This window comes from Chryseobacterium sp. Leaf201 (assembly GCF_001421435.1).
GTDB lineage: Bacteria > Bacteroidota > Bacteroidia > Flavobacteriales > Weeksellaceae > Chryseobacterium.
This window is the reverse complement of sequence record NZ_LMKA01000066.1, coordinates 32,067-43,057: the sequence shown is the minus strand read 5'-3', so window position 1 is coordinate 43,057 and position 10,991 is coordinate 32,067. Positions and strand designations below refer to the sequence as shown.

General features: G+C 43.3%; 5 protein-coding genes. All 5 read right to left on the bottom strand.

All coding sequences use genetic code 11. The features are described 5' to 3' along the window. Positions 1 to 41: 41 nt before the first annotated feature. The 5 genes from ASE55_RS08745 to ASE55_RS08725 all read right to left on the bottom strand — a co-directional run bounded on the left by ASE55_RS08745 (position 42) and on the right by ASE55_RS08725 (position 10,812). Positions 42 to 3,734 (bottom strand): DUF6443 domain-containing protein, encoded by a 3,693-nt coding sequence (locus ASE55_RS08745; RefSeq protein ID WP_157844638.1) that lies wholly within the window; start codon positions 3,732 to 3,734, stop codon positions 42 to 44. Positions 3,735 to 3,739: 5 nt separating this feature from the next. Further along, a complete protein-coding gene (locus ASE55_RS08740) occupies positions 3,740 to 6,544 on the bottom strand; it encodes a hypothetical protein (RefSeq protein ID WP_128414537.1) in 2,805 nt (934 codons plus the stop codon). 15 nt (positions 6,545 to 6,559) lie between these two features. Next, positions 6,560 to 8,134 carry a T9SS type A sorting domain-containing protein gene (locus tag ASE55_RS08735; RefSeq protein WP_056218016.1) on the bottom strand — a complete coding sequence of 525 codons (1,575 nt, stop codon included), beginning with the start codon at positions 8,132 to 8,134 and terminating at the stop codon, positions 6,560 to 6,562. A gap of 796 nt (positions 8,135 to 8,930) precedes the next feature. Continuing rightward, positions 8,931 to 9,524, bottom strand: coding sequence for a hypothetical protein (locus ASE55_RS08730; protein WP_128414536.1), 594 nt, complete (start codon positions 9,522 to 9,524; stop codon positions 8,931 to 8,933). An 88-nt stretch (positions 9,525 to 9,612) separates the two neighbouring features. After that, entirely contained in the window at positions 9,613 to 10,812 is a 1,200-nt protein-coding gene (locus ASE55_RS08725; protein WP_056218010.1) for a hypothetical protein, read from the bottom strand. Positions 10,813 to 10,991 lie beyond the last annotated feature (179 nt).

The window sequence follows — 10,991 nt, the reverse complement described above, 5'->3', positions numbered from 1 at the left end:
AATTTTTCTTATAATAATATTTCTTTCTTCCATATATTTAATTATTTTACAGGTTGCCAAGTTGGAGCAGTACTTTGTATTAATGTTCTAAATGTCCCTACATTCATAGGAAATGCAGGACGTATTTGTCCATAATTAGGAATATTAGGATTAAAGACAGGTAGGCCTATTAAACCGTATGACAATAAAGAGCTTGCTGGTATTCTAAAAAGTGTTCCTCTTCCTCTGCTAAAATCAGGAACATTAGGCGGTATTACATTACCATAGCCTGCAGTAACAGATAACCCATTTTCAAAAAGAGAAGTTATCATAGTAGAGTTAGAAAGAAGATTAACATCTCTATCTCTTAAACCTAATTTATCTAAACCTTCTCCAACCATAGGCATACCGTTTACACTCCTCATATTTCTATATAAATATAAATTTTCATTTTGTGGTTCACCTGTAACATCTGTTGCCCCCGTAAGAGGTATATCATAAGCAGGCGCATGCGAACTGTCTCCATTTAACATCAAAGGAAGAGACCAGACTCCTGCTCTGCCTAAAATAGTTCCCGCTGCCTCCAAATTCGCCAATCCTACACGGGCTAATTGTCCTACCTCTAAAGTCCAGGCTCTGCTTATCACAGCTCCTGGTAAGACCGTAGAAAATTGTGCATCCCTTTTAGATTTTCCAAGAATTTTACTAAAGAAATTTGTAATTATACCCACTATTCCCGGTCCGGTGCTGTTTTTTGGGGTTGGGCCACCGCCATTATCTTCCGCCAATCTTTTAGTAGCCGCATCCACGAGGTTAAACATTTGTCCCAAAAAATCCTGTCCTCCCAGAAAAGGGACAAGTTTTTTACGGCCGCCTCCTGTGGTCCCCCAGAATGAATTAGCTCCTATGGTATAATCCGTCATTTCTGTTTCCGGGGCCTGTGCTTTCCTTCCATCCGGATCAATAAACATTACCGGATTGTTCAATGCATAATTATACGGGGTAAATCTTCTTGATGTTTCAGCCAGGGGATCGATCACGCCCCAACGCCCGATATCCGCCATGTACATCCTGGCACCGTAATCGCTCCAGCCGGTTTCCTTCTGCAGTTCTTTGCCGTTGTACTGGTAATTGTACGAGGGATTACCAACAGTTTGGTTATATCCTTCATGCTTCAGCCCGAACGGGTAAAAATTATTTTCCTCAAGAACTTCTGCGCTGCCGGAGGCATTTTTAAAATAACTCAGACGTACGTTCCCCAGGTGGTCTGTATAGCTGTAAATATACCTGTTTTTTTCGAAATCGTAATAACCTTCCGCCGTAGGGACAAATTTCAAAGAAGGGACTGTTGCCGGAGCTGCCAGTGTTGCATCGGCTTCATATTGAAAACTATCCAGATAATCAGTGATTTTTGTTGCCAGATAGTAGGTGTTGGCTTCCTTATAGTTGTATTCTTTTCTCAGCTTTGTACCATCGGCACGGTAGGTATAAACTGTATTAACATATCTTGCGCCGCCTCTGCTGGGTACAGATTCATTAAACTTTACATAATCGGGCAGGTTAAGATAATTGTATTTAATGTCCAGGATGCCTTTGTCTTTATGGTGGCTCATATTCCCGTTGTCATCATAAGCAATGGCAATCCCGGACACATCCGGGTAGCCGCTGTAATCATCGGAATCATCTGTAACATAAGCCAGCTGATTTGCTGAATACTGGTAGGTAAGATCATCAATCTGCCCCTTCAGACCCAAAGAATTCCTTCCGTTTCGCTGCAGCGTTCTGATGTTGCTGTTCATGTCATAGGTTACTGTTTCATTGTAAAGGTCATTCTGGGGAACCGAGGCTTCCGGCTCGGAGTACAGTCCTTTGGTGAGCCTGTTCAGAGCGTCATACCGGTAATTGTATCTTCTTTTTACGCCGTCTGTGGCTGTTTTCCAGGTCACTTCGGCAATGTTTCCGTTGTATTTCCCGGCAGAGCCTGCCGTGTTCTGCGGATTGAAGTATTTTAACTCATATGCGAACAGCTTTGTTCCCAGGCCGGCAGGGTCATTCAGCTGTACCAGGGAACCGCGGATGTTATACGTATAGTCGATGCTTTGGAGATTGCTGCCTACTTTTTTGTTGGAAAGCCGGGACAGTTCGTCATAAGAATTTTCAGACAGTAATTCCTGTGGCTGGCTGTCTACCTGGTGCCACTGCTTTTTCAGTCGGTTTTGTGCATCGTATTCAAAAGTCTGGGTAATCACTTTCTCGGGATCAGCGTTCAGTCTTTTGTGATAGACTTTGGTCTGTTTGGGAACGCCTGCAAAATCAAGCTCAGATTCTGTTCTGGTATAGCCTCCTAAATGGTTGATCGAGTAGGTGGAAACAGCCCTTGCTTTGGTGTCATACCAGATATAAGTTTTTGTCCAGTTATGGTTTTCAATGTTTTTCACTGCGCTCATGGTAGGCAGCGTTTGGGTACTGATGGCCGAATTCTGGGCATCGGTAATAATGTTCTGTCCCATGACGGAAGCAGGAAAAGCCGGGTTGAAGCTGTAAGCAGGGTAGGAGTCATAATAGTTGACACCCAACACCCTGATCCCGGTGGAAGGAAAGGCATTTTGGGTATAAAACACCTGCATACCGTCTGAAGTAAATGAGCTTGGAATTCTCGCTTCATTGTTTTCAGGGTTTACCGTAAGGTTATTAATTTGAGTCTGTACAGCAGCCCTGGTTTCCGCTGAAGGAAAAAATCCTGTATATACTACTCTCCCTAATTTGTCGTACTTGGTAAACATCCATCCTTTGGCCAGGAACGTATTATCGGTTCTTCTCAAATTGGCATCCTGCGTCATGATGACCCGGTCCTGCCTGTCATAGATCAGGTATTCCCAGCCTTTACCCGGGACTTTTTTCTCCACCAGCTTTCCCATACCGTCATACCGGTACTGGTAGCACAGGTTGTCCAGGGTGGTCTGGTCCGGCGCAGAATTCCCGACAGCCAGGGGCGGGATTACGTACACAAGCTGGCCGTATTCATTATACAGGTAATAGGTATCCACATCCTGCGTCCCGTCATTCTTTCTCACCAGGATGGTCCGGCCTTCACCGTTCTGGAACTCCACCGTAGTGTTGCCGTCTTCATCGGTGGCCGAAGATTTCATTAACTGATTTGCTGAATAAGGCGTAGAAAGTGTGATCTGTGAATCCGTTCTTCCTTCCGTCCAGCCGGTCGTCACAACATATTTCTTCACTTCGCCGTCAAGATTGGTTTCGTAGCCGAGGCTCACCGGTTTCTGTACCCATGCAGTTCCTATGGAAACCACCTGTTTTACCCGGTCGGTATAGGCCTGGTCATAGATTTTTTCGGAATAGATTTTCTCATTCCCGTAAACATTGGTCACACCGTCAAAAGGGGAGCCGTAGAAAGCCCCTCCGGAAGTTCCCTGCTGGGGAACCGGCAGGTAATCCTTCACCTGTTTCCCCACCGTATTGTATTCCACAGGGGTCACTACATCTCTTCCGAGCGGGGTGGCTTTTATGGCAATGGTCTGCACCGGCCTGCCGAGCCCGTCAAAATACTGTACGGCTTCTGCTTTTTTTATACAGTCTGCATCCAGGCAGCTCCTGGTGTAGATATAGTTCTTATCTGCACTCAGGTTGTTCTGCGCAGAGATGATCAATGAAAAAAGAAGCGTGAGAAATGAAAAATATTTTCTTACCGCTGTTTCATCAGATGATGCTTTTCTTCTGGTTATTTTTTTATTCATCATGGTTAGTTTTTATAGTTGTACCGGTTTTCCTGCAGCGTTTTTCCGTCGGCGTCCGTTACTTTCATCAGCCGGTTGGCTGCATCGTACACGTTTACCGTCCGGATCCCGTTGGAGGATATGGAATTGGTTACCCCGATCATCGGATCATACGTTGTTGCACTCACCGTGTAATTCTGCAATGCCGGATCTTTACGGAGGTTTTCCAAAGCGGTAAGTAACTGAGGCTCCAGAGCAGGATTATCATGGTCTGCATTGGAAGCAGCTATGGCAGCCGTTACCGTAGCCAGTGAAGAAACCTGTGCATAAGAGGCTCCCGTGATTACCGCAATAGGCTGGCTCTGGTAATACCCCCATATCGTGGTAACCGGAATCCCGTTTTTAACTGTTGCCTGCACCAGGTTCCCTTTGCTGTCATAGACATCTAAAGTGGAAGCTGTTACCGGGGCCTGGGTCTGCATATGGTAAGAAATAACAGAAGTAGGATAAAGATGCGAGGCATCATCAAATCTGGTTTCTGCTTTTCCTACCGTTTTCCCGTTCCTCTTTGTAGAGGTTTCCAGCGGGATATTCACCATATTGGCGGTAAGCAGCTTCTGGATGCCTTTATCCGAAGGGTACAGGAAGGTTTTTTCTGTAACCGTTCCGTCGGCCAGGGTTTCTCTGGTTAAGGCCACATTGTTGTAGCGGTCTTCAATATAGGTTTCAGATGAGGTTACCAGCTTTTTAGAAGCAGCAATATAGCTTTCCGTTACGGTGCCCTGTTTTGAGATATTGATTTTATTTACGGGATTTAATCCATGGGTAATATTTGGCAGCGGCACCTCTTTAAATTCATAGCTCATTTCTGATTTCTGAAGGAGCTGGCCTGCTGCATTATAGTCTTCTTTTTTACGCAAAAGCCCGTTGGCCCTCAGGTAGGCACTCATATCCTGGTCCAGCATGGCAAAAGAAGGGATGCTTCCGGTACTTATTTCCTGCTGCGGCATGAAATAATATTCAGAATAATTTCCGTTGATCATGTTGGTTACTTTAATGTTGGTATATCCTACCGAGTTGCTGCCCCTTCCGTCTGTAAAATCAACTGCCGGGGAGAGGTCCAGCGTCTCTCCGCTGGACTGCAGGGGATTACTGAAATTATCATACCGGTAACTGATGTGGCTTACCGGGGCTGCCTGGCCGGGATCGAAGTTCCTGATGCTTTTGATCCTTAAGCCGTAGCCATATTCATTTTCATCTCTCGCCTGATCTTTGGCAGCGTAAATAAACAGAGTTCCATACCCTTTTCTCGGTCCGCTGAAAAGAAGGTTCAGTGTGGGGCCGTTCGCTTCAGTATACTGTATTCCTCCGCATTCGTTCCCGGTATAAGGGTTTATAAAAGGCTGTCCTGCAGAATATCCGCCGGGGCCGCCTGCCAGGCACTCAATAATATTCGGAACGCCGGGCCTGGGAGGGGAAGAAGGGTGGAATAGGTATCCGTATGTATAAAATAATTTACTTTTATATCCCGGAGGAAGCGTAACGGTATAATATTCTGATAGTGCCGTATCAAAGTTTAAGGTATATATTTTATCAAAATCATGATTGTTATAGAAACAGGGCTGTCCGTAGGGGCACTGGGGTACTGCCTGTTCTTTTTTTACGGCATTGGATTCAAACTCATATTCTATAGATCCTCCGGTAGGTAAAGTAACACGCTTTAAAGTTCCGTACGCCGCCGTATTTCTGTTGGTACTTCCGGGTGTCTGCAATTCTCCTTCGTCAAGGCTGCACGGATCATGGATATCCGGATACCCGAAAGCATCTTTATATCCGTATCCTGACAGAAGTTCCTGGTTGTATTCAAAGGAAAACTTCTGGACCGGATTATTGTTTTTATCCAAATTAATCAGTTCACCGAGATTGGAACTAAAATTCTGCAAAAACTGATACTGGTTGACTATTTGATTTCGTGTGTCTTTCAAAATGACTTTGTCAAGCTGATACCAGTCCCTTTCGGGGCCGCCTATCTTATGGGGCTGGTTGTTCGGCAGGTACAGGTATTCTATTGTCCCTGTTCCGTTAACTGTAATCTTCTTTATTTTCTGCTGCTGGATGGAGCCTACTGCCGGATTGATGAGCTCTGTGGTTGTTTCATACTCAATGGCCGCAACCTCCTCATTCTTTACATTATAGATTTTAGAGAGTAAAAAGCCGCTGTTGATAAGCTTCGTTTCCGCACCGCCGAAATCAAAAGCCTTTTGCAGTATATTGATGTTGATTTTGTCAAATACATAACGGTTCCCTTGGGTATCTGCCACTGTAAATGATTTTACCTTATCCGTCCGGGCATTGTCTTTCGTAACGATGATCTTATCGTTGGAAGGGGAGGTATGTACCCCGGTCAGCTCCTGGGAAGAGGCATCCTTGCCGATGTAAAATTTGCCGCTGCCACCAGGATAGCTGTAGTAATAGACATCTGACCTTGCTTCGCTGGCACCGCTCAAGGTATAATCCTGTTCATTACGCGTCTTGCTTCTCACAATGCTTCCTATGGAAGAAAGGTTCCATCCTTTTCCTACGTCACTGATCAGGTTGAATGCAGAAGCGCTTTCAGTGGTATAGTTTACCGACAGGTTAATACTGATCCCTGCCGTAGGAACTGCTACATTGAAAAGCGGGAACCCGATGTTGGGAATCCCCTGGAACATATTGGTATCACCGTTCGTAACGTAGTCATATTTCTGAAGCTCAATTTTATCCTGTCCGGAAAGAGAAATGCTGCCGGAAAGCGTCGCCAGCATTACTGCATATATTACAATTTTCTTCATGGTCTGTTTATCTTATTATTTCTTAATCAGTTTCGCACTCGCCGTTTTTCCCTCAGCCGTTTTTACACTCACCAGGTAAGCCCCCTGCACCAGCGGCTGCGTATTGATCTTCGTTACTTTATTCTTTGTTTTAATGCTCTGCAGCTGTCTTCCCCCCATATCATATACCGTAATCTCCGCTTCTGATTTTCCGTCACCCAGCTTTCCGCTTCCATCCTCCAGACCGATCTCCACATACGCATAATCATTCACCGGGTTCGGGTAGATCCTGATGTCCTGCTTTTCGATCAGCTGGTCAATCTGCTGATCCCCGAGTTTCACGATCTTCCAGTTCTCTTTCCCGAGTTCCTCGGCACTGGTTCCGGCAAGGATAATCGAGCCGTCCCGGTTCAGCTTTATATCCGATAACCTTTCTTCTCTTTTACTGGATTCTCCCTTCACATGCTTGCGCCACTGCTCATTTCCGTTTTCATCCAGATACAGCATCCAGAATTTCTCATCATCCGTTTCAATCCTTCCTTCTGCCTGGGTATACCCTCCAAGCAGAACTCCTCCAGACTTCCCGCCTACAACACTCATCCCCATCAGCACATCACGGTTCTTAAAGCTGTACGATTTCTGCCACAGGTCTTCACCTCTTTCATTCAAAGAGACCAGCCACAGGTCGGTTCCTTCTTCGATGCCAACCGATTTATTGCCTGATCTTTCCGATCTGGATTCACCGCCAACTAAATAGCCTGCCGGTGTCAATGCCAAAGTCCTTAAATGGTCATCGCCCTTGCCCCCGAAATTCTTTTCCCATTCTACTTTGCCGTCTTTATTTAATTTAATGATCCAGTAATCGCCTTCGCCATAGTTCTCTGTTTTCTTTGATCCTCCGGTATTGCTTCTGGAATAGATGCCCAGTAAAGCCCCGCCGTCTTTGGTCGGGATCATTTTTTCCACTTCATCCAGGCCTTTCCCGCCTAAAATGAGCTGTGAGATCTCTTTCCCATTTTTATCCAGCCCTATGACCATCACATCTTTGGAACCGTAGCCTTTGCCCGTTGCCTGAGCGGAGCCGAAGGCAACATTCCCTGCCACAAAAAATCCTAAATCCGTAGTCTGGATCACGGCTCTGGCTTCTTCATCAGATGCTGAGCCAATGGTTTTCTGCCATAATTCATCCCCGAATTCATTAATCCTGATCAGCCAGAGGTCTGAACCGCCTTTGGAATCCTCTTTCTTATCAAGGCCTTGCGAGCTATACGAAGTGCCTGACAAAAGAAAGCCACCCTCTTGGGTGTTAACCGTAGCAGACAAAAAATCGTGGTTCTGTCCCGAGAAATATTTTTCCCAGACTTCTTCTCCTCTTTGGTTCAGTTTAACCAAATGAAAATCGTACCCCTGGTTCTGCTTATTGTCGCTGCTCTGCAGCTTATCGCTCTGGATAGAGCTTCCGGTAATTAAGTATTGCTGGTCGATAGTGGTGGTTACCTGCGAGAGAAAATCCTGCGTAGCGGATTTGATGTCCTTCTGCCAGAGTGTTTCCTGGGCACAGGCAGACATGACAGCGCACACGGTAAGTGCGCTTACATAGAGTTTTTTCATGCTTAGTCTATTTTCAGTGTTATCAATTTTTTAAAAACGTTGCAAAAGTATTCTTTTTTTTCACATTCCAAAGCTGTGTTACAACTGTTTAATGTGAATTATGTCAACTTTATTGAATTTTTTTCTTGTCTTTTCCATATCATGTGACAAAGGTATTCCTGTAAAGCGACAGAACGTGTCGTGTTTTATTTCATCATACAGCAAAGTTACACATATTTGTTTTTTAAGCAATGATATATTGATTGATTTACAATTATTTATTGTTTATAAAGGAGGTAGTAGTAACTCAGACAAAACGTCATAGAGTGTTTGTATGCTTTAAATAAAAGAACAGGCTCTGATGTTCTGGAACCGGAAGAAGAGGTAATGAATTGTTGTTAAAGCCGGAAAGATTTATTATTCAGACAACACTGAAGCTGTTCCGGGAGGCGACAGGGAATGTCGTATGATACATTACCGGTAACTGATCAGCTTATAGTTAAGATTATTATGCCTGATAAGAAAAAATGTTTTTCGTGAATGCATGCATGAGTACCGATCTTATCTGATCATCGGATAAGATTTTTCAGGCATCCTGTTAATATGATTTTACAAGCAGCTGACCCGGAGCAGATAAAAACACTAAACGTACGAAACATGTAATCACAGAGTTTCTTTGGGTATAAGACGCTGTATTAAGAGGAGGGGGGTAAAAGACAAAAACTTTATATACATATAAAGTTTTAAGGCCTGCCGGTAATTTTCAAGCTCCATAAAAGCCTGTAGGAAGTTCATCAGTTATCTGCTGATAATTTATTTAAAAACTAAGGACATTATAATTCAGCCTTAAAAAAGGCATGCCGAATCCTGATGTATAATCATCAAAATTATGCTTTTCCACGATGTAAGTACCTATTATGGCTTCAAATTTTTTGTACTTGTAGCCTACACCGATTTTATAAGCCTGAAATTGGAAATCCACTTCACTGGACCTGCTGAACATGATCTGCCCGTCTGCATTTCTCTCATATACTTCTGTTACATGGAATAAAGTATTGTTATTCATAAAACCGTACCCGATATTCGCAATAAGATACTGATTGCTGTTTTTTAAAGGGATATACTGTTTTAACTGTACTTCGGTATCTGCAATAAACCGCATATGCTGATCGGCAGATGAAAAATCATTAGGATTATTCAGATTATAATCTGAATAGAGCTGATCATATCTGAAGCTTTGGCTGATGCCTATGGTGGTATGTTTGAGAAAGAAGTATTCAATCCCCACATTAATGCTGTTCCCGGATAAATGCTTGTCACGATTATACAGAAAGAACTGATTGGAAGTTGATAGTCCTTCCGCATTTCTGAAGTTGAAAGGAACGATCCTGAATTCAACGCCTGCGTCCACTTTAAACTTTTTGTCTGGCCCGGTTTGGGCCAAACAAAAGTTTACATATCCTAAAAAGGAAAATACTATAAATTGATTTATTTTCATCTTACTGTAAGAACGGAGAGAATCTGATTGCTCCGTTATCTGCATAATTCGTCATTAACAATGAGTGTTGGTTGCTTGAGTAATAATAGCCGTCAGAAGATCCGTACTTGATGTTGGAGTTCTGCCCGTTAACGTTGAAATAATCATATCTGGTCTGTACAGGCCAGTTGTCTGCTTCATAAATGGTATATAAAAGCCTGGTATTCGGGTAAACATTTGAAGCAGTATTGATCATCCCGCCAAGGGTAGCGCCAATATAACGCTGGTTTTGCTGTCTTACATCTTTCCGCTTGAATTCGGCAAAGATAAATTCTGATTGTCCTACTGTAGTACTGTTGATATAACTGATCTTCTGGGACACTCCATTTTCATACCTGAACATCTGAACAGTAATTTCAGAGGCACCGGCAACATAAGATTCCTTATGGTCTTTTATCGTCATATTCCCAACCTTATACTGTTTGCTCGGATTAGGGGAAGGTGGGTTGCTTGGTGGTGAATAAACAGGGTTTCCGCCTTTTTGAGGGAAGTTCGGGTTCGGATCTAAAGAGACATCCTGTATATCAAATACCAAAAGTGCCCGTCCGCCTGTTGCAAAAGCCTCAGCATCATTCTCGGTAACAAAGTTATTTGCCGGGGTGAAGTTCTGCTTGGTTTCGTCCCATAAATTGTAAAAAAACTTATTCTGTGAACTGTCATCCAGCTGGGCGAAATAATAGGTATCGCTGCTGTTATTCTCGTTGTAATGGCTGATTAGCAGTTCAGCTTCCGGAATGTACAGGGCTATATTGTAGTTTTTACCCTCGTCGATATCTTTAAATGCATCCTTAAGGCTTAGGTATTCAGCTTCCAGTTCTTCACTGTAACTGCCCTGGTCTTTGGAAAACTCCACAATATCCCTTAAGATAACCGTATTTTCCTGACCTTCAGATGCATGGCATAGGTTAATCAGGTCTTTGGTACTTAAGTTCAGTTTTTTAACAAATGCTGCCGCTTCTCTCAGATAAAAATCTTTGTATTCCAGCTGATCCTGCAGGGGAGCCGTTTTTATTAAATTTTTGTCATATCCACCTGTTCTGGATGAAAGCTGGGTGTTGTGCTGTGCAGACAGAGAACCGTCATTGTTAGATAATTCATCTGCTTGTGAGCAGGAAGTTAATGCTATCGCAATAGCAAAAACAGGTAAAACGAATTTTTTCATGGATTATTAATTTTTTTAACGAGGTAAAGCTAAATAAAAAAATGAAACAAACAAGAAAAAATATAAATGTTTTCAAAGGGTTAAATATCAAAAGATTAGTGCAGGATTTTTGAATATTCTTGTTTTTAGCCGTCAGTACAGAACTGAAAATTCTAAGGTATGTGACTAATTAAAGTGAA